Below are 893 nucleotides of genomic sequence, written 5' to 3' on the forward strand. Positions count from 1 at the left end.
TTACCCGAACCCAACGCATTTATCCCTGACAATACCGATTTAGTCTCTGTAACAAATGACAGCATCCCTAGGCAGCTTGATGCAGCAGATGGTATTGAGCTTTGGCACGCAACCGACACGGAGTTTGGGACGCCCAAGTCAACGTTTTTCTTGAGCGTCAGATCACCTTATGCAATGGACCGTGTTGAGCACATGGTCATGACCCAACTTCTCGTCTCCATGATGATCGACAACCTCGTAGAATATTCCTACCCAGCTTATCTTGCAGGACTAAGCTATGACCTCTATAAACACGTTCGTGGCGTAACCGTAAAAATTGCCGGCTATAACGATAAGCAACACGTTCTCCTCGCAACCATTCTTCAGAATTTAAAGACGAGCCCTCTCCGAGAAGAGCGCTTTGACAACATCAAAGAGCGCCTAGAGCGTTCATTAGAAAATGAAAAGGAACAAAAACCGTTCCAACAGGCCATTAAGTCCTTACAAGAAAGCGTACTTACTCCTTCTTGGTCTTCTGAGGAAAAACTTGCCGCTCTCGACAATATTGATATCAATACGCTCCGGTCTTTCAAAGAGCTATTTTTCTCCATCATTGATACCGCCATCCTCAGCAATGGCAACGTCGACAAAGAGCAAACCGAGAGTATGGCAGCACTGGTGAAGGAGCACCTGCTTTCCAGCGCTAAGATTCAGAAGGTAGAGCGAGCGCAAGTTGTTAACTTAGAGGGAGAGGCAGACTGGGCAATATCTCTAACCATCGACCACCCTGACACCAGCATGGTTTTCTACATGCAAGGTGAATCCAAGGACTACTCAGAACGCGCCCTGTATGGCGTATTGTCTCAAGCGATTAGCAATGATTACTATGGTCAACTGCGCACCGAGAAGCAGCT

Annotated in this window: 1 pseudogene; it reads left to right on the forward strand. The window is 47.0% G+C overall.

Features of this window, described 5'->3' with window-relative positions:
• Positions 1 to 893, forward strand: a pseudogene (locus A3750_RS03710) (hypothetical protein); the annotation flags it as partial.

Source organism: Oleiphilus sp. HI0079, assembly GCF_001635105.1.